This is a genomic window from Phyllobacterium bourgognense (assembly GCF_003337575.1).
Taxonomy (GTDB): domain Bacteria; phylum Pseudomonadota; class Alphaproteobacteria; order Rhizobiales; family Rhizobiaceae; genus Phyllobacterium; species Phyllobacterium bourgognense.
On record NZ_QPJM01000002.1, the window covers coordinates 318,571 to 340,236 of the forward strand.

At 57.6% G+C, this 21,666-nt stretch carries 26 protein-coding genes; 9 read left to right on the forward strand and 17 right to left on the reverse strand.

The window, feature by feature from the left end; all coding sequences use genetic code 11:
- Window positions 1–3: 3 nt before the first annotated feature.
- From C7476_RS05175 to C7476_RS05200, 6 genes are all read right to left on the reverse strand, one after another.
- The gene (locus tag C7476_RS05175; RefSeq protein WP_114428825.1) at window positions 4–540 is read right to left on the reverse strand and encodes a hypothetical protein; all 537 of its coding nucleotides are present in this window, start codon (window positions 538–540) and stop codon (window positions 4–6) included.
- Window positions 541–646: 106 nt separating this feature from the next.
- Complete coding sequence (locus C7476_RS05180; protein ID WP_114428826.1) at window positions 647–994, reverse strand: type II toxin-antitoxin system PemK/MazF family toxin; 348 nt, start codon at window positions 992–994, stop codon at window positions 647–649.
- Window positions 981–1,199, reverse strand: coding sequence for an AbrB/MazE/SpoVT family DNA-binding domain-containing protein (locus C7476_RS05185; RefSeq protein ID WP_114428827.1), 219 nt, complete (start codon window positions 1,197–1,199; stop codon window positions 981–983). Before C7476_RS05185 ends, C7476_RS05180 begins: the two co-directional genes overlap by 14 nt.
- 49 nt (window positions 1,200–1,248) lie before the next feature.
- Entirely contained in the window at window positions 1,249–2,331 is a 1,083-nt protein-coding gene (locus C7476_RS05190; RefSeq protein ID WP_114428828.1) for a YcjF family protein, read from the reverse strand.
- Window positions 2,328–3,791: a YcjX family GTP-binding protein gene (locus C7476_RS05195; protein ID WP_114428829.1), complete on the reverse strand. Its 1,464-nt coding sequence runs from the start codon at window positions 3,789–3,791 to the stop codon at window positions 2,328–2,330. Before C7476_RS05195 ends, C7476_RS05190 begins: the two co-directional genes overlap by 4 nt.
- A gap of 98 nt (window positions 3,792–3,889) precedes the next feature.
- Complete coding sequence (locus C7476_RS05200; protein WP_114428830.1) at window positions 3,890–4,405, reverse strand: SixA phosphatase family protein; 516 nt, start codon at window positions 4,403–4,405, stop codon at window positions 3,890–3,892.
- Between the two features lie 381 nt (window positions 4,406–4,786).
- On the opposite strand from C7476_RS05200, the gene dksA reads away from it, so the two are divergent.
- Window positions 4,787–5,203, forward strand: a complete 417-nt coding sequence (gene dksA / locus C7476_RS05205) for an RNA polymerase-binding protein DksA (RefSeq protein WP_091877580.1) — start codon at window positions 4,787–4,789, stop codon at window positions 5,201–5,203.
- A gap of 192 nt (window positions 5,204–5,395) precedes the next feature.
- Here the strand turns inward: dksA and C7476_RS29075 are convergent, their stop codons facing one another.
- Window positions 5,396–6,457: a flagellar biosynthetic protein FliO gene (locus C7476_RS29075; RefSeq protein WP_114428831.1), complete on the reverse strand. Its 1,062-nt coding sequence runs from the start codon at window positions 6,455–6,457 to the stop codon at window positions 5,396–5,398.
- Between the two features lie 484 nt (window positions 6,458–6,941).
- Here C7476_RS29075 and cckA point away from each other — a divergent pair, with 484 nt between their 5' ends.
- Complete coding sequence (cckA, locus tag C7476_RS05215) at window positions 6,942–9,536, forward strand: cell cycle histidine kinase CckA (protein ID WP_114428832.1); 2,595 nt, start codon at window positions 6,942–6,944, stop codon at window positions 9,534–9,536.
- A 9-nt stretch (window positions 9,537–9,545) separates the two neighbouring features.
- On the opposite strand, the gene C7476_RS05220 is transcribed toward cckA, so the two are convergent.
- The 4 genes from C7476_RS05220 to C7476_RS05235 all read right to left on the reverse strand — a co-directional run bounded on the left by C7476_RS05220 (window position 9,546) and on the right by C7476_RS05235 (window position 12,010).
- A complete protein-coding gene (locus C7476_RS05220; protein WP_114428833.1) occupies window positions 9,546–9,956 on the reverse strand; it encodes a PIN domain-containing protein in 411 nt (136 codons plus the stop codon).
- On the reverse strand, window positions 9,953–10,195 hold the full coding sequence (locus C7476_RS05225) for a hypothetical protein (protein WP_114428834.1): 243 nt from the start codon (window positions 10,193–10,195) through the stop codon (window positions 9,953–9,955). Before C7476_RS05225 ends, C7476_RS05220 begins: the two co-directional genes overlap by 4 nt.
- An 81-nt stretch (window positions 10,196–10,276) precedes the next feature.
- A complete protein-coding gene (gene cysK / locus C7476_RS05230; RefSeq protein ID WP_114428835.1) occupies window positions 10,277–11,248 on the reverse strand; it encodes a cysteine synthase A in 972 nt (323 codons plus the stop codon).
- Window positions 11,249–11,389: 141 nt separating this feature from the next.
- The gene (locus tag C7476_RS05235) at window positions 11,390–12,010 is read right to left on the reverse strand and encodes a LysE family translocator (RefSeq protein ID WP_114428836.1); all 621 of its coding nucleotides are present in this window, start codon (window positions 12,008–12,010) and stop codon (window positions 11,390–11,392) included.
- A 148-nt stretch (window positions 12,011–12,158) separates the two neighbouring features.
- Between C7476_RS05235 and mbfA the strand changes: the two genes are divergently transcribed.
- Both mbfA and C7476_RS28075 read left to right on the forward strand, forming a co-directional pair.
- A complete protein-coding gene (gene mbfA / locus C7476_RS05240; RefSeq protein ID WP_114428837.1) occupies window positions 12,159–13,142 on the forward strand; it encodes an iron exporter MbfA in 984 nt (327 codons plus the stop codon).
- 248 nt (window positions 13,143–13,390) lie between these two features.
- Window positions 13,391–13,531, forward strand: a complete 141-nt coding sequence (locus C7476_RS28075; RefSeq protein WP_181872366.1) for a hypothetical protein — start codon at window positions 13,391–13,393, stop codon at window positions 13,529–13,531.
- Here C7476_RS28075 and C7476_RS05250 read toward each other — a convergent pair.
- Window positions 13,522–13,869, reverse strand: a complete 348-nt coding sequence (locus C7476_RS05250; protein ID WP_112528431.1) for an antibiotic biosynthesis monooxygenase family protein — start codon at window positions 13,867–13,869, stop codon at window positions 13,522–13,524. The two genes, C7476_RS28075 and C7476_RS05250, sit on opposite strands and share 10 nt — an antisense overlap.
- Window positions 13,866–14,195 (reverse strand): NIPSNAP family protein, encoded by a 330-nt coding sequence (locus tag C7476_RS05255; RefSeq protein WP_114428839.1) that lies wholly within the window; start codon window positions 14,193–14,195, stop codon window positions 13,866–13,868. The genes C7476_RS05250 and C7476_RS05255 overlap by 4 nt, the downstream gene beginning before the upstream one ends.
- A 131-nt stretch (window positions 14,196–14,326) precedes the next feature.
- On the opposite strand from C7476_RS05255, the gene C7476_RS05260 reads away from it, so the two are divergent.
- The gene (locus C7476_RS05260) at window positions 14,327–15,019 is read left to right on the forward strand and encodes an ArsR/SmtB family transcription factor (protein ID WP_114428840.1); all 693 of its coding nucleotides are present in this window, start codon (window positions 14,327–14,329) and stop codon (window positions 15,017–15,019) included.
- On the opposite strand, the gene C7476_RS05265 is transcribed toward C7476_RS05260, so the two are convergent.
- Window positions 15,016–15,729, reverse strand: a complete 714-nt coding sequence (locus C7476_RS05265; protein WP_114428841.1) for an SDR family oxidoreductase — start codon at window positions 15,727–15,729, stop codon at window positions 15,016–15,018. The two genes, C7476_RS05260 and C7476_RS05265, sit on opposite strands and share 4 nt — an antisense overlap.
- A gap of 193 nt (window positions 15,730–15,922) precedes the next feature.
- Here C7476_RS05265 and C7476_RS29080 point away from each other — a divergent pair, with 193 nt between their 5' ends.
- Window positions 15,923–16,054 (forward strand): hypothetical protein, encoded by a 132-nt coding sequence (locus C7476_RS29080; protein WP_281032676.1) that lies wholly within the window; start codon window positions 15,923–15,925, stop codon window positions 16,052–16,054.
- Window positions 16,055–16,124: 70 nt separating this feature from the next.
- On the opposite strand, the gene C7476_RS05270 is transcribed toward C7476_RS29080, so the two are convergent.
- Window positions 16,125–17,099, reverse strand: a complete 975-nt coding sequence (locus C7476_RS05270; protein WP_425373943.1) for a Bug family tripartite tricarboxylate transporter substrate binding protein — start codon at window positions 17,097–17,099, stop codon at window positions 16,125–16,127.
- 128 nt (window positions 17,100–17,227) lie between these two features.
- The gene (locus C7476_RS28635; protein WP_425373944.1) at window positions 17,228–17,353 is read right to left on the reverse strand and encodes a hypothetical protein; all 126 of its coding nucleotides are present in this window, start codon (window positions 17,351–17,353) and stop codon (window positions 17,228–17,230) included.
- Window positions 17,354–17,533: 180 nt separating this feature from the next.
- Here C7476_RS28635 and C7476_RS05275 point away from each other — a divergent pair, with 180 nt between their 5' ends.
- The 3 genes from C7476_RS05275 (at window position 17,534) to C7476_RS05285 (ending at window position 20,217) form a co-directional block, all read left to right on the forward strand.
- Complete coding sequence (locus C7476_RS05275) at window positions 17,534–17,932, forward strand: RidA family protein (RefSeq protein ID WP_114428843.1); 399 nt, start codon at window positions 17,534–17,536, stop codon at window positions 17,930–17,932.
- 255 nt (window positions 17,933–18,187) lie between these two features.
- The gene (locus tag C7476_RS05280; protein ID WP_114428844.1) at window positions 18,188–19,492 is read left to right on the forward strand and encodes an epoxide hydrolase family protein; all 1,305 of its coding nucleotides are present in this window, start codon (window positions 18,188–18,190) and stop codon (window positions 19,490–19,492) included.
- 65 nt (window positions 19,493–19,557) lie between these two features.
- A complete protein-coding gene (locus tag C7476_RS05285) occupies window positions 19,558–20,217 on the forward strand; it encodes a VOC family protein (protein ID WP_114428845.1) in 660 nt (219 codons plus the stop codon).
- 34 nt (window positions 20,218–20,251) lie between these two features.
- Here C7476_RS05285 and C7476_RS05290 read toward each other — a convergent pair whose 3' ends face one another.
- Window positions 20,252–21,457, reverse strand: a complete 1,206-nt coding sequence (locus C7476_RS05290) for an HPP family protein (protein ID WP_114428846.1) — start codon at window positions 21,455–21,457, stop codon at window positions 20,252–20,254.
- Window positions 21,458–21,666: the final 209 nt, after the last annotated feature.

Genomic DNA, 21,666 nt, shown 5'->3' on the forward strand with positions numbered 1-21,666 from the left:
ACGTTAGTTCTTGGCGATGCTGCCAACAGCCCTTGCATCAACGCGCTTCAGCGTCATACCTACAACCGGGATCAGCGCCTCTTCGAGCCGCACAGAAATCGTGACATTCATCGTGTTGTCATCGTTGAATTTAGCCAGCATGGCGCCGTTCAATTGTTTGCGGCTGATGGCCAGCACAACGCGGTTGCCGGAGACATTACCGCCGGTGATGTCGAGACCCTTCCCGGCCGAACCATCGAGAAAGCTGCCCTTGTAGCTATTGCCAGCGCGAACGATCGTTGCCTTCATCGGCTGGTTGAAAATGCCGACGCGGCAGCTGCCGTCCAGTGTCATGCCGGCTTTTTCCGCTGGCGTAGTCCCATCGAGCGTGCAGACGAATTTGGTGCCCTTGTATTTGCCGGCCACGATCTCGCCGGGACCGACCCATTGACCTTCCACGGTCTGGAAGAATTCGGTGTCCTTGTCTTTGGCTTGCGCCGGCAACGTCAGAAACGCGCAGGCAAACAGGGACAGGGTAGCGGCTGCTGCGCTTCTTTTCATCGACAAGACTCAACACAAATCATTGGAATGGGGCACTAGGCGATCATCGTCCGGAATGGTTAATGGATGGTTGCCATTCAGTGCTTATTGGAATGAAAAGGAACCTTCAAGGGGAGGGTGGAGCGATATTCTTGCATATCTCATGCATAACCAACGTCAGCAGTTCGTTTGATATCTCGCCAATAATTTCCGCATCGCGTTTTTCTATGGTTGCGATCTTCGTGGGTCTTATCAGCGATACAATGGGCAGTCCGGTAGCCTCAAGCAATTGAATTGTCTGATCTCCTGGCCACTTGCGGTTTTCGGCGCTTGTTATCATAACAACCCATAACAAAGCATCATCCTTGCCAATTTCTCCACGCGAAACAACCAGAGCGGGTCGGTGTTGCCGTGTATTTTTATCGGTATAGGGAAATGGAACCTTTACGACGTGGCCCGCCCTAAAGATCGCCATAAGCTCTCCGGTCCGCCTCGGAATTCCATTCCTCAAAAGTTGCAAAGGGATTGTCGCCCGATGTTTCTGCTGCGCGCTTGACCAGGATGACCTTTTCGCCTTCGATCTTGTATTCGATATGATCGCCTTCGACGAGATGCAGGGCTGCTCTCACCGGCTGGGGTATCGTCGTCTGCGCTTTGCTGGTTATTTTGCTCGTTATCATGCTTCACCTAATAAGAATGGGAATTCCTTACAATGTAAGGAACGATTTGTCAATTTTCACCTTTTTTCCCGCCACCAATACGCGCCAGGTCGCCAATGAAATCGCCGATACTCGGGCGCCTTTCCGCATTGAACGGGAAGGGCCGTACAAGGTCCATGGCGGAGATGCCGATACGCGCTGTCATCAATCCGTTGATGACGCCTTCGCCGAGCCGCGCGGAAAGCCGTGCTGCCAGGCCGTGGCCAACCAGCTGCTGGATGATGCTGTCGCCCATCGCCACCGTGCCGGTGACGGCAAGATGCGCGATGACGTTGCGCGTCAGCTTGAGGAAGCCAAGAGTGCCCGGCCGCCCGCCGTAAAGCTCCGAAAGCCGCCGGATCAGACGCGCGGACTCAAAAACCACATAACCAATGTCGACCAGCGCTCGCGGACTGACTGCGGTGACGATCGAGACGCGTTTTGAGGCGGCAAGGATCATCTCCCGCGCCTGCCGGTCGAGGGGACGGAGCAGTTCGGTTTCAGTGAGCCGGATCAGGTCGCGACCGTCGATAACGTCATCGCGCAGATCGTGCAGCAGTGCACGGCCCTTCGCCGTAGCGGGGAGGGTTTCGGCAATGGCGACAAGCTTGCCGACAGCCGCTTTCGCCGCTCGAGCATCATTGTCCGCCGCAGCCTTGGCTGCTTCGTCGCGCAAGTGCTGCACCGAGGCAAGGCGGCGCAAGGCCAGCCCTTCGCGCAGGACAATGGCAATCAGCGCGAAGGCTGCGACGACACTGACGCCAAGCGCCACCCAGCCCAGCCACGGCGCGCGCTCGAACAATGTGCGAATGAGGTTGTCGGCCCACAGACCTAGCGCCAGCGACACCAGCACGCCGAGCGCGCCGGTGAGCAGCGAGGCGAAAGAAAAACGCTTTTTCTGGGCGAGTGCTGGCGGCGGGGTCAGCGCATCGAGTTCGTTCGCTGTCTCCGGGTCGAGGTCGAAGACATCGACGGCTGCCGGTGTGATCACCGCGACATCCTTGATCGCGGTTGGCTTGCGCTGTTGCGGAGCGCGCGCCTTCTGCGGACCATCGGTTTGCTCTGGCTGGTCGAGCCGAAAGGAGGCGGGTTTGCGAGCGTTGTTATCCGTCATGCGAGGCGATCTCCTATGAGGAATTGTAGCGCGCGGTCGAGCCTTATATGCGGCAGCGACAGGGTGAGGCCTTCCGCGCTCTTTTCCAGCCGGGGCGGGCGGAAGCGAACGAAACGAATAGCCGGGTCTTCAGACACCCTCTCCGGATGTTCAAAGATTGAGTCCGGTTTTGCCGGCAAGTCACCGGGAAATATGGCGGTTTCGGTTTTGCCGTCGAACGTCTCGCCGTTGATGGTCTCGCCTTTCAGCGGCGTTCCGATGATGACCGGGAGCGTTTCCTTTCCTTGAGTCACCGTCGCTTCGCGCGTGGTGCGCACGGCTGCCATTGCCAGCACATCGACGCTTGCACCGGAAAAATCGGCGCGGCTGACGGCGCGGTCGACCAGGCGCCGGACGATGGCCTGCAGGCGGTCATGGCTCTCGTGGTGCAAATGATCGGCCTTGGTTGCGGCAACGAGAATGCGGCTGATGCGCCGCTGCACGAGGCCTGTCAGGAAATTGGTGCTGCCGGGGCGAAAGCAGGACAGGATTTCCGTCAGCGCTCGCTCCAGATCGGCCACAGCCGACGGTCCGGCATTCATTGCCTGCATGGCATCGACGAGAACGATCTGCCGGTCGAGCCGGGCGATGTGCTCGCGGAAGAACGGCTTTACTACATGGGTCTTGTAAGCTTCGTAACGACGTTCCATCATTGCGGCGAGCGAACCGGGACGCGGCTTACCCCCATCAAGGTTTGGCAATGGAGCGAAGGTAAGCGCCGGCGAACCGTCAAGATCCCCCGGCATCAGGAAGCGGCCGGGCGGTAGCGTCGACAACGCCCGTTCGTCGGCCTTTCCGGCTTTCAGATATTCTGTAAAGCTCTTTGCCAGGCGCTGCGCCGTCATTTCATCTGCGTTCGCATCTGCCTCTGCATCGGCCGACACCTTGAACCAGTCCGCCGCAAGATCGCGGTGGCTTTCAAGCTCGGCGAGCTGAAACGAATCCCTGGAAAACTCCGCATAGGTTTTACCCAATAGCGGGAGATCCAGCAGCCATTCACCGGGATAGTCGACGATATCGACGGAAAGCTTGCCGCCGGAGAACATGCGGTTCCACATCGACGCGGATTCATATTCGATCGTCAGACGCAGTTCGGAGATTGCCCGCGTCGAGTCGGGCCAGACGCGCTCGTCGATCAGCGCTTTCAGATGATCCTCATATTGAAAGCGCGGAACCGCGTCGTCGGGCTGCTCTTCGAGATAGGCGCGGGCGATGCGTCCGGATTTTTGCGCCTCAAACAGAGGAAGGCGGCCGCCATGGATCAGATTATGGACCAGCGCGGTGATGAAGACAGTCTTGCCGGCACGAGATAGGCCGGTGACACCGAGCCTCAACGACGGGGATATCAGTCCGCTGGTGCGGTCGGCCAGCGTATCGAGCGCGATTTTCGCTTCATCGGTAAGTGTCGTCAGTGTACCCAATTCAACCGTCCTATGGCCGCGTCGCAGACTTGATCTCAATCCCTTGGCTCAGCCCATTTGGGTGTCTGGCGTGTCAAAGGCAAGAAAAAATGATGGTCTTACAAATGTTCTGAAGGAGAAAAGAAGGCCCGCAATGTCCCGGTTCCCGGGCGGATTTCTGCAAGCGGACTGTTGAACTGGATGACAGCCAAGGCGGCGGTCGGAAACCCGGATACGAAGGTCGGATGGCTGGGAGGACTGCCGCGGCCGGCGAGGGCGGTGGCCAGTTCCTCCATCATCGGGTTGTGACCGACCAGCATAACGGAGTTGGCTGCTTCATGTTCGAGCCCGGCCATGCGGATCGCCATGAGATAGGCGTCAGGACCGGCCGAATAGAGCTTTTCGGATTCTTCGAGGATGAAAGGAGATTGGATATCAACGTACTCAAGCGTCTGCCGCGCCCTGATAGCGGGTGAACATAAAACGATCTCCGGTTTCATTCCGGAGCGCCTGAGTTCCTCCCCCAGGACCTTGGCGGCTTCGATGCCGTCCGTATCGAGCGTCCGGTCGAAGTCTTTCTGGCCGGGGGATGGCCAGACTGCTTTTGCATGCCGCAGCAAATAAACCTGGCTCATCTCGCAACTCCCTGATGACATTGCTCAACAGGTGCCATGCTTCCCCGAAAGACGCAAATATTGGATAAATCCTCTGCGGCAAATGGCACAATTATCAAATAATTGTGCAAAACAGGCCTGTGGAATTTCTGGTCGGTATGCATTTTTGCAAGGCAGGCTACAACCGGTAGTAGAGCCTTGGAGCTATAAAATGTCGAAATTTGCCCTCGTTTCTTCGTATTTTTGGTTAGAAAATCGATGAATCCTGCCGTTTTTGCCGATAATTTGGGCAAAAAATCATGGTTTCTTTCTTTGATTTACATGTCTTTTTGTAGTTGTGCGCCAATCTGACACGACTTATATAGGCCTCCTCGCGTCTCACAGGTGCAGGGTGATTCAAAGATGAATAAACTGATCGATCTTGACTATAAGCCCACGGATGACGAGCCCTTCATGAGTGATCGGCAGAAATCCTATTTTCGTGAAAAACTGATCAACTGGAAAAATGATATTCTGCGGGAGGCGCGTGAAACGCTTGAGATCCTGCAGCAGGAAAATGCCAATCTGCCGGATATTGCAGACCGCGCATCATCTGAAACGGACCGTGCAATCGAGCTTCGGGCCCGTGACCGCCAGCGCAAGCTGATCTCCAAGATCGACGCCGCCTTACAACGCATCGACGATGGGACGTACGGTTTTTGCGAGGAAACCGGCGATCCGATCAGCTTGAAGCGTCTTGACGCGCGTCCTATCGCAACCTTGTCAATCGAAGCTCAGGAACGTCACGAACGGCGTGAGAAAGTCTACCGCGACGACTGAGCTGCAATCCGAATTAAAAAAAGGCCCGGTTTTCCGGGCCTTTTTTTTGTGGTGACTGGAGCGGGTCGATCATTCAGTCTGATGGGCAGATGACGTGGGTTTCGAGAACCGGAGCGGAGTGGACTTTTTCGTCCATGAGCCTAGGCAAGCACAGAAAATCGCGTCAGGTGGCCATCGGGGTGGATTATCCTCTCAACGCTTCTCAGGTCGGGATAGATCTCCGAGCAGCCGTTCCATCTCGTCCTCGATGCTGTCCTGTTTTTCAGGCTTTGCTTCTTTGCCAGGCGCGATATTGAGTTCGCTTCCAAGATCGGTCTCGAATGCGTCGCTGAAGTCCATATCCCCCAGGGTTATTTCAGATTCTTCCGTTTCCGCGGACGCGTCGAGTGTTGCTTTCTTGAACGCGGCTGCCGGTTCGTTGCGCACGGCGAAGGGGAAGGCGGCGGCAGTCGTCGTTCTGGTTTCCGGCGCAGCGACCTCTCTGGCAGGTCCTGGCGTGTCGATATTCGGCTCGGCGCGAGGCATGGTTCCAAAGGATGGCGAAGCGGTTCGCTGCCAGTCATTGTCCCGCGCCGGTGCACTGACAGCCGGCGGCTCGTTCGAAGCGGCGGATTCTGCTTCCGGGGCCTTCGCAACCGGTGGAATAGGTTGCATCGGCGGGACGGGAGGCAAGGGGGCAGGTTGCTCGGCCTGTCTCGGTGGTTCGGGTGGTCGCCTTGGCGGCTCCGATTGCTGTGGCGGTGTCGGACGAAGTGGTATCTGCGGCGTTGGCGTTGTCTGAGTGGCTGGAGGAGGGGTGTCGGCCGGTGGCGTTGGGGGTGCGACCCGAGACGGCGCAACGGGCTGCGCGCGAGGTGGTGCTTCCGCGATTTTGGGTTCCGGCTTCGGTTCAGGAATTCTCGGTTCGGGGTCGGGAGTCGATCCCGTCGCTGGCGGTTCAATTCGCGCCTGCCGTGCGAACTGGCGAATGTTTTGCTCGATCACCAGGTCGCTGGGCCCGCCGATCAGGATCAGATGCTCGACATCGTCGCGGCGTACGAGTACCAGCCGCCTGCGATTATCGACAGCTGCCGCGTCAGTAACCGAGAGACGGACCTGACGGTTGCGCCCGCCGGCAACGAATGTTCCACCCGTCACCCGCCGCAATATGGCGAATACCAGTAGAAGCAGGGCGATGACGAGAATGAACAGAAGAATAAATCCCACGATGGGGGCAGCGCTTTCGCCAACGACAGTGGCAAGCCAAGCGTTCATGATAAACTCTCCTTGTGCGTTCTTCGGGCCCAAAACTTGTTCCCCGACATGGGCTTCGAAGCATTACTTTATGCGACACTAGTGCTTGCAATAGTTAGCCGCAACCCTAACGCAGTTTCGGCCTGTGTAGTACGGATTGTCTACGCGCGATATTGGATGTTCTAGGGTGTGATGAGGTTCGCGATCATGACGAGGCGAAAACGGTGGTTTTCGAGAAACGGAGCGGAGCGTACTTGAAGTACGTGAGCACCGGATCCCAGAAAAATGCCGTTTGCAGACCGTCATGGCGTGAACATCAACACACCCTTAAATCGGAATTCGTGCGAAACCGTGGAATAATCGCGGTCATATGAAGGATGGGGTTTATACCGCGTCAAAGATATGATCCAAACGATTCGAGAATAAACATCGGCTTGCTGCAATTGCGCCGGTGATGAAGAAAAGGGGCCTGAGACGTATGTCTCAAGAAACGAATAGCAGACGTATGTCTCCGGAAACGAACAGCGATCTTTATCCAGAACCTATCATCGCGAACACGAAATCCAACAAGGCCGGCTTGCGTCTGGTCCTTCTCGGCCTGTTGCTGATCGGCGTTTCCGTCCTTTATTTCATCTATCGCGATCAGCTCGGCCAGCAGTTTCTGCTTGGCCTTCTCGGCACGCTTGCCATGACCGGCGTGTTCTATCTGTTCGGCTCGGCGATCAATGTCATTCAGTTCACACCGCGGGGCACCAGTGATGAACTCACGCGCGCCTTTGTCGATACGTTTCCGGAAGGCACGGTTGTTTGCGATCAAAAGGGCCGTATCGTTTACGCCAACAGAGCCTATGCCGAACTGACCGGCGTCACCAATTCCAACGATGTGCGGGCAATCGAGCACATTCTCTCCGGTGAGGCAGCAGCCTCGGACCCGATTTACCGGCTCGCCAATGCCGTGCGCGACGGCGTTTCCGCCCAGGAGGAGCTGCGTCTGTCTCGGCCGCTCGATCCATCGCGTGAGCCCGTGCCGACGTGGTACCGGGTCAAGGCGCGGCCCATCGCGGGCATTCCAGACCAGACGACACCGGTCTATGCATGGCAGATTGCCGATATTTCGGCTGAGCGAGCCGAACAGGAGCGTTATTTCCAGGATATTCAGGAAGCCATCGATCATCTCGACCACGCTCCGGCAGGCTTCTTCTCAGCCGATCCGGACGGCCGCATCATTTATATCAACGCAACGCTGGCAGAATGGCTCGGCGTCGATCTCACGCGGTTTACCCCCGGCTCGATGATGGTTCGCGATATCGTCGCGGGCAATGGTATGGCGCTGATCAATGCGGTCAAGACCGAACCTGGCACCAGCCGCAACACCGTCATCGATCTCGACCTGGCCAAATCCAATGGCCAGAGCCTTGCCGTGCGGTTCTATCATCGCGTGCAGGCGCAGCGCGATGGCAAACGCGGCCCAACGCGCACGATCGTTCTCAACCGCGCTGAAGGCGAAGACAATTCAGCAGCGTTGCGGGCGGCAGAAGTGCGGTTCACACGCTTCTTCAATTCGGCGTCCATGGCCATCGCAGCCGTCGATGCGACCGGCAAGATCCTGCGCACCAATGCACGCTTCCTGGGGCTTTTCGCCCCGGTTGTCGATCGTGATGACATCGACCGTCGCATTCCGCTTGAGACCGTCGTGCACGAACGCGACCGCGAAGCCTTCGATCGGGCGCTGGCTGCAGCTTTCGCCGGCAAGGCGGAAATCTCCCCGGTCGATACCGTTATTCCGGGTAATGAGGATCGCCATCTGCGCTTCTACGTCAGTCCGGTGTTCGATGCCGGGTCCGAGGATGGCGCCGAGGAAGCTGCCATTGTTTCAGTGGTTGAAACCACTGAACAGAAAGCGCTCGAAGCCACGATGGCGCAAAGCCAGAAAATGCAGGCCGTAGGACAGCTTGCAGGCGGTATTGCACATGATTTCAACAACGTGCTGACCGCAATTATCATGTCTTCCGATCTGCTGTTGACCAATCATCGCGCATCGGATCCGTCCTTTGCCGACATCATGAACATCAAGCAGAATGCCAATCGCGCCGCTTCACTGGTACGGCAGCTCCTCGCCTTCTCGCGCCGCCAGACCTTGCGGCCGGAAGTGCTCAACCTCACCGATGTGATCGCCGATGTGCGCATGCTGCTGACGCGTCTGGCCGGCACGCAGGTCAATCTCAAGATCGAGCATGGGCGCGATCTGTGGCCAGTGCGTGCCGACCTCGGCCAGTTCGAGCAGGTGGTGGTCAATCTCACGGTCAATGCCCGCGATGCGATGCCCGAAGGTGGTAACCTGACGCTCCGTACCCGCAACGTGACCGAAGCGGAAAGCGCACAACTCACTTATCGCGACCTCGTTCCAGGCGATTATGTGCTGGTCGAGGTAGAAGACAGCGGTACCGGCATGGCGCCGGAAGTGATCGAAAAGATTTTCGAACCGTTCTTCACAACGAAGGAAGTCGGGAAGGGGACGGGACTCGGTCTGTCGATGGTTTATGGTATCATCAAGCAGACGGGCGGTTCGATACACGCCGAGTCCGAGCTTGGGCAAGGAACCACATTCCGCATTTTCCTGCCGCGTTTTGTCGAGGAGAAGCAGCCGCAGGTCCTGAACGCCGATGGCGAAGCCATCGTGACCGAAATGCCGAAGAAAGAGAAGAAGACGGAAAAAGCCACCGATCTTTCTGGTTCCGCAACTGTGCTCCTGGTCGAAGATGAGGACGCCGTCCGCATGGGCGGGGTGCGCGCGCTGCAATCGCGTGGTTATACGGTGCACGAGGCATCCAGCGGTGTCGAAGCGCTCGAGGTAATGAAAGAACTCGGCGGCAAAGTGGACATCATCGTTTCCGATGTCGTCATGCCCGAAATGGACGGCCCGACGCTATTGCGCGAGTTGCGCAAGGATTACGGCGATATCAAATTCATCTTCGTTTCGGGCTATGCGGAAGACGCTTTTGCACGAAACCTGCCGGAAGACGCCAAGTTCGGCTTCCTGCCGAAGCCGTTTTCACTGAAGCAGCTGGCGACGGCGGTCAAGGAAACGCTGGAGAGTTGAGGTTCAAAGTCATCGAAATGGATCAACGGTTCTGACACCTTCAACGATCTGGCCATGCGACAGGTCTTCAGAAAAGAGCTCGCTGCATCCAGCCTCACGCGCGGCCGAAATGATTGCGCTGTCCCAATAGGAAAAGCCGTAAGCTCGCTTTATCTCAAGCGCACCTTGCAAGATTGGCACAGTATTCTCCTGAACATGGAACCGCAGCCACGTCTTGATCAGCCCGGCAGCCAATTCGTGTGGAAGAGGATCGGCGCGTGACGCGCGCGTTGCCTGAACATAAAATTCTTGCAGTACCTGCACCGAGACAACGCAATCATCCCGATCCATGAGCGCAATGGCGCGCATGCGCTTTCTCTCTTCGTCGGCGGCGGTGCTGATGGAATACAGCAGGATATTAGTATCGAGAAAAGCTCTCAATCTCGAAGGCCACGGTCATGAAGCTTGTCGCGGGAGACGCGATCCCCGGCCCGGAATAACTTGATCGATGCTCGCAATGCAGCTTCCTCCCGGCGCAGCCGCTCCGCCTCGGTTTCGATCGTCGCAATGTCCGACAGGAATTGACGAACGAGCGCGGAGACGGATGTGTCCTGCTCTGCTGCTTTCATGCGGGCACGGCGGTAGATATCGTCATCCACTGAAACTGTGATATTTTTCATAGTTACACAATATCACAGTTTTGCGGTGAATCCAACACTTACCAAAAGACGAGCGGGACCCCGCTCCTCAGTGGCGAGCTACTATTCCAGCCCTTCGAACAGCGCGGTGGACAAATACCGCTCGGCGAAGGAGGGGATGATCACGACAAGGTTTTTGCCCTTGTTTTCCGGGCGGCTGCCAACCTCTATTGCCGCTGTCAGCGCTGCACCCGATGAAATCCCCACAGGCACGCCTTCAAGCCGTGCTACGAGACGCGCATTGGCGAAGGAATCCTCGTTCGAGACCTGCACGACCTCGTCATAGATGTGCGTATCGAGCACAGCGGGAGCAAAGCCTGCGCCTATACCCTGGATCTTGTGCGGGCCTGGATTGCCACCGGAAAGAATGGGCGAATCCTTGGGCTCCACCGCGATAACCTGAACACTCGGCTTGCGCTGCTTCAACACCTGGCCAACGCCGGTGATCGTGCCGCCGGTACCGATGCCCGCAACAAGGATATCGACCGTGCCCTCGGTATCGTTCCAGATTTCCTCGGCGGTGGTCCGGCGGTGGATTTCCGGATTGGCGGGGTTGTCGAATTGGCCGGGGATGACCGCGTCTCCAATGGTCTCGACCAGTTCGTTCGCCTTGGCAATGGCACCCTTCATGCCCTTTGCGCCTTCGGTCAGCACCAGCTCCGCGCCAAGCAGTTTAAGCATCTTGCGGCGTTCGACCGACATAGTCTCGGGCATGGTGAGGATCAACCGGTAACCCTTGGCGGCGGCGGCGAACGCGAGCGCGATGCCGGTATTACCCGAGGTTGGCTCGACGAGCGTCGTCTTGCCCGGTTTCGCCTTGCCCTGTGCTTCGAGCGCCTCGATCAGCGCCACGCCGATACGGTCCTTGACGCTGGCTATGGGATTGAAGAATTCGAGCTTGGCCAGCAGGTTGGCAACGACACCCTTTTCCTTGGCCAGTTTGTCGAGACGGATCAGGGGGGTATCGCCGATCGTATCGACAATGGAATTGTAGATGCGGCCACGGCCTGGCTTGCGCGCGCTGTCATTGCTCATGAATATCTCCTGATCCTGTTTTGGGTCGTGCGGCGATCTTATGGGCCCTGTCTGAAAATTCCTAGTTGGCCCCATGCGTAAACACTGTGCCGCTTAGAAGAAAATACTAATATTTGGCTGCAGCTGTAATAGCATTCCAGCTCAGGACGAGCGCCCGGCAATGGCGAGTGCGGCGCCCGCCATAAAGGCTGCCGCCGTGCGGTTCAGCCGTTTCAGAGCCCTGGGCGAGGCGAGGAGTCCGCGCGCCTTCGCTGCGAGCGCAAGATAGGGCACCAGCACCACGAGCAAAACCAAAACAGTCAGTGCAGCGAGGATCGAATAATCGGCGAGGGTGATCGCATGCAGGTCAACGAGAGTTGGTGTCAGGGCGATGTAGAAAAGCATGGTCTTTGGATTGCCGAGTGTCACAGCCAAGCCGGCCACAATGCTGGAGACAGCACCGCCGCGGCTTTTCCTGGCCTCGATCTTTTCCGCCGATATCCCCGATGTCCAGAAACCCCAGGCAAGGTAGGCAAGATATCCGACGCCTGCCCATTTGATCACGAGGAAAACCGTGCCAAAAGTCTGTGCCACCATGGCAAGTCCTAGCACCACTGCTGTCAAATAGGTGAGGTCGCCCATGATCAACCCGAGCGACATGAACAGCGACGAGCGAAACCCCGAGCCGAGCGCCCGGGCAACAAGGGCAGTTACACCAGGTCCGGGAATAGCGGCGGCGATGGCAAGGGCACCAGAATAGGCAACAAAACCGGCAAGCGTCATGATCGTTCTCTATGAGTGGAGGTTGGCGGAAGCGGAAGATACTCCGAGGTCCGGCTGATGTCCATGGACGGTGAAAAGAACCCGATTACATCTTGAACACAGGGCTTTGAATCTATAGTTTAGAACTATTCTAATTTAGGATCACGCCATGCTCAGCCGTTTTTTCGGTCATCGCCGCCACGCCCTGGAATCCCTTTCCGAACAGCAATTGCTGGCTCTGGCTATTTCGTCGGAAGAGGACGACGCGCGAATCTATCTCGCCTATGCGGATGGGCTGCGCGAGGATTTTCCACAAAGCGCCAAGGTTTTCGATGAAATGGCAGAAGAGGAAAATCGCCATCGCCAGGCGCTGATCGATCTGCACCAGGAGCGTTTCGGCAACCAGATACCACTCATCCGCAGGGAGCACGTGCGCGGCTATCTCGAGCGCAAGCCCGACTGGCTGGTTCGTCCGCTCGGTATAGAGAAGGTGCGGGAAATGGCCGAGAAAATGGAGGAACAGGCCTACCGCTTTTATACCGAGGCATTGAAACTTGTGCGGGATGCCTCTACGCGCAAGCTCCTGGGCGACCTCGCCATCGCCGAGAAGGCGCATGAGTCACTCGCCCACCGGCTCGGTGTCCAGCACACGCCCGACGACGTGCAGGAAGTCGAGAAGCAGACCGAACGGCGACAGCTGATCCTGACCTATATCCAGCCAGGTCTTGCCGGCCTGATGGATGGTTCCGTCTCAACGCTCGCGCCAATTTTTGCGGCTGCCTTCGCCACACAGGACACGTGGCAGACGTTTCTTGTCGGCCTGTCTGCTTCGCTTGGCGCCGGTATTTCGATGGGCTTCACCGAGGCCGCGCATGATGACGGAAAATTGTCCGGGCGTGGCTCGCCCTTGAAGCGCGGGCTCGCCAATGGCCTGATGACGGCGATCGGTGGCCTTGGCCACGCGCTGCCCTATCTCATCTCGGACTTTTGGACAGCTACGACAATCGCCGCGATTGTCGTTTTCATCGAACTCTGGGCCATCGCCTATATCCAGCACCGCTTCATGGAGACGCCATTCTTCCGCGCCGCGATCCAGGTTGTTCTCGGCGGCGGGCTTGTGCTGGCGACAGGCATATTGATCGGTAACGCGTGATTCGGTTGCCATAGAAAATCCGCGCGAATCACCAACTTTTCGGGCGCCTTATTGAAGCAAAAAGGGCGAATTTTCGCCCTTTTCCTGTTGCGAAAAGATCTTTTTGCCCAACTGGTTAAGGCTAATTTTCTATGAATTCATTTGATTTTAACCAACGCCGTTCAGGAGGCGTTCATCTTTATGCATTAAATTTTAGCTAATTGATCGCTATCGGCCTTGTCCGATATGCCAAAACCAAGAGACCAAAAATGATGACCATGATTATCCAGCTACGCGATACGCTCCGCGTCGTGCGAGAATTCATTGCTCCGAGTTACCGGCCAGAGCGCCATTACATGCGTGGCCCCGGACCGGCCTGCGCCCAGCGCAATCACCGGGTTCAGGCGTGATGGTACACTCGCGCATCAAGCGGAGCTTCATCACGGGCACGCAACCCATAATCACGTATGACGGACGCAATCCGCAGCCTGTAGTCGGCAAAGATCCCGGCGCGGCCGTCACGTTGAGCCAGGCGATGTTCCTCGGTCTGGCGCCAAGCCGCCACTGACGCTTCATCGCGCCAGAACGACAGGGAAAGATAGCGGTTCTCGTTGGCAAGGCTGCGAAACCGCTCCACGGAAATAAAGCCGTCCATCGTCTCCAGCAGCGGCTTCAGGTCCGCTGCCCGGTCGAAATAATCCTTGCCGCGGCCTTCCGCCGGCTCCACCTCGAAAATCACCGCAATCACTTGAGCATTCCTCCATTCGTTCCTGTCACAAGGCGCAGGAATGCACGGTCCTCGCGCCGGATAAAGCGCTTTTCCCTGGAAAATTCGTAGTTGGCCCGGCCCAACGGATCGGCCATAAGCCGCGCGCGATAGGCTTCGTACGCCGCCAGGTTCTCGATGTTGTAAACGCCGTAGGCCAGCGTGGCCGAGCCCTCATGCGGCGCATAATAGCCGATGAGATCTGCGCCGCAACGCGGTATCGCCTCGTTCCAGTTGCGCGCATATTCCTCGAAAGCATCCTTCTGATAGGGATCGATTTCATATTTGATGAAACAGGTCATGGTCATTTCGGTCACTCCGTTGCCTGTGGGTTGACCGCTTTTATAAGCAGCAATATCGCTTGATACTTCGATCGTTTTCGAAGCATCGTCATCTACGTTGGATCATTCTTGATCAGCCAACAAACACGGAAACCACCATGTCGAACAATGCGAGATTTGCCGAAATAGCCGCGCTAGCGGGTGATCCCGGCCGCGCGAGCATGCTCAACGGGCTCATGGACGGCCGCGCGCTGACCGCATCGGAACTCGCACAGCTTGCCGGTATCACTGCGCAGACCGCCAGCAGCCATCTGACACGCATGACCGAGGCCGGCCTTCTCGCGGTGGAAAAGCAGGGCCGGCATCGTTATCACCGGCTGGCTTCGCCGGCCGTAGCCCAGATGATCGAGAGCATCATGCGGCTCGCCGCGCCGGAAGTCACAGCCAAGCCGCTGCGTACCGGCCCACGCGATGCGGCGCTCAGGGCAGGGCGCACCTGCTACGATCATCTCGCCGGGCGTCTCGGCGTTTCAATCACCGATGCGCTGATCGATGCCGGCCATCTCGACCTCGGCCTCGATGCGGGCGAGGTGACGGATAGCGGGCTTTCGCTGTTCGCTCGCGCCGGCATCGATGTCGAAGCGTTGACCGCCAGGCGCAGCCGCATTCTGTGCCGGCCGTGCCTCGACTGGAGCGAGCGCCGCCCGCATCTTGCCGGCGCAATCGGCGCGGCGCTGTGCAGCCACTGCTTCAACAATGGCTGGATCAGGCGGCTGGAAGGAACCCGCGCGGTGTCGGTGACGCCGAATGGCCAGAGACAACTGCGCGAGACATTCGGCGTCAGTCTCTAAACATGCCGCGTGACGCCGCCATCGATCCGTATGTTCTGGCCGGTGATATAGCCAGCATCGTCTGACAGCAGGAACGCGGTTGTCTTGGCAATTTCCGCCATCGTTCCAAGCCGCTTCATGGGCACCTTGTCTTCGGTTCCGGGCTTGTGGTCGAGACTGTCGATGTAACCCGGCAGAAGTGCATTCATGCGGATATTATCGGCGGCATAGCGGTCAGAGTAGAGCTTCGTATAGGCGCCGACGGCCGCGCGATAGGCGCAAGAGACCGGGAAAACCAGGCTTGGCTCGAAGGAGGCGAACGTCGTGATGTTCACCCAGGCGCCCTTGCCCTGTTTCAGCATATGGGGCGTCACCAGCCGCGCCATGCGCACCACGCTAAGAACCATCAGGTCATTGCCGATAACCCATTTTTCATCCGTGATATCGAGAAGATCGCCCTTCGGCGGATGGCCGGTATGATTGACCACAGCATCGACGCGGCCATAGGCCCCGATGGTCTTTTCAACCAGCGCCTCCAGATCTTTTGCCTCGCCTGCTGAACCCTTGATGCCGACACCGCCAAGCTCGGCGGCAAGTTCGACCGCGCTGCCGGACGGCGACATCAGTCCGAGACGATAGCCACGCTCGTGCAATTCGCGCGCGATGGCGGCACCCATGCCGCGTCCTCCACCGGTGATGATTGCAACTGGTGCTTGTGAGGTGTCGGTCATGATGCTCGCCTTTCAAGATTTCGAATGGTGCGGAGCATGTTTGATCGGAAGCTCCGGCGCAAACGAATTCAGCTGGCAGCGAGGCTCAAATATTTTGAACGAACTTCCAAAAATGAGTCAAAAGTCGAATTGAAATTGTTGAAATAATTGTGAGAAGTCATTGCTGGCCAACCAGCTTCCGAGGGACTTCATTATGGATGAACCGGCTACAAAGTCCGATCTTGTCGCTGCGATCAAGGCACAGACCTTATCGCTGACCTTGTATTTCGGTGCGATGATGTCTGTTGGTATTGGTCTTGTGGTGTTGATGTTGGCAGCGCGCTAGTCCGAGCCGTCGTATGCGCTATGTTTGAGCGGAGGGATTCTTCCCCCGCTCACTCCATCTCCCCGCCGTATCAATCCATTGTCACGCCGGTGCTCTTTACGACAGGCTCCCATTTCTGGATTTCTGCTTTGACGTGGGTCGCAAGTTCGTCTGGCGTTGAACCCACAATCGTTGCACTGAAGTCGTTCATGCGCGAAACGACGGCAGTGTCTTTCAGCGCGGTGTTGGCGGCTTCGTTGAGGCGAGCCACAACCTCGGGTGGGGTCCCGGCAGGCGCAAACAATGCATTCCAGGTATATGTCTCATAGCCCGGCACGGCCTCAGCGACCGTTGGCACGTCGGGGAAGGAAGGAGCTCGATCCTTCGTCGTGACACCGAGGGCCTTAAGCGATCCGGCCTTTATGTGTGCCGAAGACGACGGCAAATTGTCGAACATGATCGACACCTGATTGCCAAGCAGATCGTTCAAAGCCGGTCCCGCGCCCTTGTATGGGATGTGTTCCATGGAGACCCCGGCCATGCTTTTGAAAAGTTCGCCGGATAAATGCAGCGGAGTGCCATTTCCGGACGAAGCATAGGAATATTTGTCGGGGTTGTCCTTGAGCAGCTGAACGAGTTCCTTGACGCTGTTAACTGGCAGCTGCGGGTTGATAACCAGCACATTGGGTACCAATACCAGAAGCGAAATCGGTGCAAAATCAGCGACGGGATCGTAGGGTTTCGCTTTCAGCATCAGCGGGTTCAACGCATGGGTTGCAACCGTCCCCATGAGGATGGTGTAACCGTCGGGCTCCGCTCTGGCCACTTGACCAGCTCCGAGGTTTCCGCCGGCACCCCCGACATTCTCGACGATTACCTGCTGTCCGAGCGTCTTTGACATGTTTGCTGCGACGAGACGGGCAACGAGATCGGTCGAACCACCGGCCGCGAAAGGCACCACGAGCGTGACCGCGCGATCCGGGAATGTTTGTGCTGAAGCCGGTAGTGCCGATGCGATCGCCGAACCAATCGCCAAGCCTAAAACAACGCGTCTATTCAATGCCACAGTATACCCTCCCGGTAAGTTCACATGATGTGGAATGGCCATCTCGAGAAGACATTCTCGATCGGACCATAAACTCAATGAGCTATAGGACGGTATTTCAGAATCCATGTCCAGACCAGGATTTTGCCTCAGCGCTCTTTTTGCAGCAAACCGGCGGCGAGATGCCGGAAAGCGTCGACAGCCTTTGCAAAGACAATGCGGGGATCGTCAGCCGCGGCAATCCAAAGCGACGCATCCAGCACGTCTTCTCGCAACCACGGTCATCTCCTGTGAATACATACATGCCGTATGCCAATTGACATACGGTGCGTATGCCAATATATGGCTACATACGGGACGTATATCAATGATCGCCCCGGACAGTAAAGCGCAAGGGCTTTGAAACCGCACGAACGACTCATCCATCCCCGCCTTAATTCTAACAGGAACAACCAATGACAAAACGCGATGCCATTTTCCCTGCCGGCCGGCAGGCACTCTATGAGATCAATCGATATTCGGCGGCGATCCGCTCGGGCGACCTTCTGTTCGTCTCGGGGCAGGTTGGCAGCCGCGAGGACGGCTCGCCAGAACCGGTCTTCGAAAAGCAGGTGCAGCTTGCCTTCGACAATCTCGCCGCCGTGCTGAAGGCTGCTGGCTGCACGTTCGATGACGTGGTGGACGTGACCACTTTCCACACGGACCCTGCCACGCAGTTTGAGGCAGTCAACACAGTTCGCCTGAAGGTGATCGGTGAGCAACCCTACCCGAACTGGACTGCGGTGGGCGTGAACTGGTTGGCCGGCTTCGATTTTGAAATCAAGGTGATAGCGCGCATTCCTCAATCAACCTGATCGGTTCGGCCATTCCACTTGATGACGGCCAACGGGCGGCCGTCATCGATGCAAGAGCCCGGATGTTACCGTTACGTACTTGCCCCTGACCATATCCGGACCGATCATTGTCAGCTTACGCCGCCCAGTCCTAGTTCAGCATCACGGCGTGCACTTTCGCAGGACCATATCCGCAGAGCACACGAGATGTTACGGGCGCAACGTTCCCCGTAGCAGCATGTCCTCTGTTTTTGGCCTGACCAATGGAGGACTACAATGGCAGAAAATCCAGATCCGAGCAGGCGTGACGTCCTGCTGACGGGCGGTTCATTACTCGCCATGTCAGCTATCGGCACAGGTGCCGCGAGCCTTGTTTCAGCTTCCACGGCGCAGGCGGCCGCAAATGAAGAAATCCGCCCGTTCAGCGTACAATTTTCGGACGAGCAACTTGCCGATCTGCGCAGGCGCGTTGCTGCAACGAAATGGCCGAGCAAGGAAATTGTCACCGATGCATCACAGGGCGTGCAGTTCGCGACGTTGCAGAAACTCGCACAATATTGGGCGACTGACTACGACTGGCGCAAGATGGAAGCGAAGCTCAATGCCTTGCCGCAATTCAAGACAAACATCGACGGGGTGGACATTCATTTCATCCACGTTCGATCGAAGAATCCCAATGCGCTTCCGGTGATTATCACGCATGGTTGGCCAGGCTCGATTATCGAGCAGTTGAAGGTCATTGAGCCGCTCACCAATCCAACGGCCAACGGCGGTGAGGTCGAAGATTCGTTCGACGTCGTTATCCCATCGCTGCCGGGCTACGGCTTTTCAGGAGTGCCCACGGTTACCGGCTGGGATCCTATCCGTATCGCAAGCGCCTGGATCGTGCTCATGAAGCGCCTCGGCTACTCCCGTTATGTTGCACAGGGCGGCGATTGGGGGAACGCAGTTACCGAGCAGATGGCCGTGCAGACGCCTCCGGGCTTACTCGGCATCCACACCAACATGCCCGCCACTGTGCCCGACGATATTGCAAAGGCACTGAGTTCCGGCGACCCTCCGCCACCTGGCCTCTCAGCCGACGAGAAACATGCCTACGAGCAACTCGACTTTTTCTACAAACACGGTCTGGCTTACGCGCAGGAGATGGGTAGCCGGCCGCAGACGCTATACGCGATCGAAGATTCACCCGTCGGTCTCGCCGCCTGGATGCTTGACCACGACGCGGCCAGTTACGCACTCATCGCACGTGTCTTTGACGGTGTACCCGAGGGTCTTACACGAGAAGACATCGTCGACAACATCACGCTCTACTGGCTGACGAATACTGCGGTCTCTTCGGCCCGTCTTTATTGGGAAAGCAAGCTTCCCTTTTTCGCCCCGAAGCACCTCACCATACCGGTGGCCGTAAGCGCCTTTCCTGACGAGCTTTACCAGGCTCCGCGAAGTTGGGCCGAAAAGGCGTATCCGAAGCTCATCTTTTACGCCAAGCATGACAAAGGCGGGCACTTCGCGGCGTGGGAACAGCCGGCGTACATCACGGCCGACCTTAGGGCGGCTTTCAAGCCACTGCGCCAGTAGATTTATAAAAAGCACTGCGCGAATTGCGCACCATCCTTTCAACAGGCATCGAGGAGGACCATGCCATGACTGAGACAAATCAAGCGCGAACGGCCGATATGAAGCTGGAAATCGTCGTCATTCCGGTTTCGGACCCCGACCGCTCGAAGGAATTCTATGCCAACCTCGGCTGGAGGCTGGATGCCGATTTCGCTGGCACCGATTTTCGCGTGATGCAATTTACGCCGCCGGGTTCCGGCTGTTCCATCATCTTCGGCAAGAATGTGACCGCTGCTGCCCCGGGCTCCGCTCAGGGGCTTTACCTGATCGTTTCCGACATCGAGGCTGCCCGCAAGGAGCTTATCGAACGGGGCGTGAAGGTCAGCGAGGCGTTCCACCCTGCCGGTGACGTTTATACGGGTCCGGATGAGCCCTACTTGTTTGGACGGGTCCGCACGGCCGGTCTGCATCCCGAGCGTGGCACCTATCGCTCATTCGCGTCGTTCAGCGATCCCGATGGGAATGGCTGGCTGTTCCAGGAAGTTACGGCGCGATTACCAGGGCGCGTGGATGCGACCGATACGATCTTCACCTCGTCGAAAGAGCTCGCAGCCGCCCTTCGTCGTGCAGGGGCTGCGCATGGTGAGCACGAGAAGCGGACCGGTGGCGAGTACGATGAGGGCTGGCCCGACTGGTATGCGGAGTACATGGTCAAGGAACAATCGGGCGAACCATTGCCGACTTGAGCAGCTACGACAAATCCGAGTGGGTATGATCGAGCTAAGCGGCCTGATCATCATTCTCCAGATTTTCGGCCCGGATTTCTGCGGAGCCGGTTTGCCTTTCCTGAAACAGAGCTGCGATCAGGTCTGATTGGGTGACGATGCCAACGACATGGTTGTTTGCATCGACAACAGGCATGTGGTGCAGGCCCATGTCGGCCATCGGCGGCACAAGCTTGGCGATCATGGTTTCCGGCAAGGCCGACTGGACCCGGCGTGTCATTATGTCGGCCACCGTATGCTTGGATTGACGCGCCAATCGGAAGCGGTTGCCGACGCGGACACGCCAGCCAAGATGGAGGCGGCCATCATCGGCCAGAAGCGATGCCCGCATGAAGTCTGTCTGGGTGATGATACCGGCCAGTTCGCCATCCGGTGAGGTCACCGGAAGCGCCTTGACGCGGTGATTGATCAGGAGCTTCCAGGCGTCACGCAGAGCTGTCTCGGGGCGCACGGTTGCGACATCCTTCGACATGATCTGCCCACAGGTGATCTCGCCGGATCGCCTCTCATATGCGCGGATCTGCGCACGATGAAGCAACGCATCGAGCTCGTCTGGGCTCACATTGACGATCTCGTCATACTGGGCCAGCACATCCTGCAGATCGCTGGGGACAAATCCCAGGCGAGCCGTGGGCGGCAAGTCAGCCGTATCGTGGATGTTGACTTGAGGGCCCGGCGCAAGATGGGGATAACGGCGCCCCGCCAGATTATTGAAAACCAGTGCTGACGCCAGCAACAGCAGCGAATTGAGCCCGACTGGCCAGAAGACGAAGCCGTATCCTTCCGCCTGCAGAACTGGACCGCCCAGCACGGCGGTCAATGCAACTGCCCCGCTTGGGGGATGCAGACAACCCAGCGCCAGCATCAGGCCAATGGCGACCGACACGGCCAATGCCGACGCAATGATCGGATCCGGCACAAGAAGCGCGAACGAAACGCCGACAAATGCGGACAGCATATTGCCGCCGAGTATCGACCATGGCTGCGCCAGCGGGCTTGTTGGTGCGGCAAAGAGCAACACTGCCGATGCGCCCATAGGAGCGATCAGGAGGGGAAGGTTCACCTCTGGACCCAGCGCAAGTTTACTGACAGTGCCTGTCGCCATGATGCCGACGAGTGCACCGATGCACGCTCTGAAGCGCTCATACTTGCTGACCGGCGCAACCGCAGGGATGAAGCGCTTGAGGGTGCTCCAAGGCATGGTGAAGTATCCGTCTTTGGGATTGACCCGGTAGCTAGAGTTGACGCTTGGGTGTTTGCCTAAATCACTAGCAGTTAGCTTATATTTTGGGCAACGAATAAACGTCCTCCTTGCGGGCCAATCGCAGAACTAAATTTCGTCCCTTGCCGTATTTGAGGCAAATCAATCCAGTAGCTAAATGGCCGGTTTTAGAAGGAGCCAGACGAATT